Source organism: Pseudomonas sp. GW456-12-10-14-LB2 (assembly GCF_002884345.1).
Lineage (GTDB): Bacteria > Pseudomonadota > Gammaproteobacteria > Pseudomonadales > Pseudomonadaceae > Aquipseudomonas > Aquipseudomonas paraglycinae.
This window is the reverse complement of the sequence record NZ_POHV01000207.1, coordinates 1-261: the sequence shown is the minus strand read 5'-3', so window position 1 is coordinate 261 and position 261 is coordinate 1. Positions and strand designations below refer to the sequence as shown.

General features: G+C 61.7%; 1 pseudogene. It reads left to right on the top strand.

From position 1 onward, the window contains the following. Window positions 1-125, top strand: a pseudogene (locus tag C1X29_RS30045) (sorbosone dehydrogenase family protein); the annotation flags it as partial. Window positions 126-261: the final 136 nt, after the last annotated feature.

Here is a 261-nt window from a genome sequence, read left to right as displayed (position 1 = left end):
GCTTTCTCCAGAACAATGCCTACGTGGGCCGGCCCGTCGATGTGCAGCCAATGCCGGACGGATCGCTACTGGTATCCGACGATTGGAACGGCGCTATCTGGCGCATCACCTACAAAGAGCCCTAAGTGACTTGGCCGAGGTGAGACCTCCTCGCCCCGGCTTAATCACCCTCGCCCGCCATCGGACCCGCCGTGCGCCTGCTTGTTGGTCTATCAGCCTTGATCTTGCTCGATAGCATCGGCGTGCCGGTGTGTGCGCAGC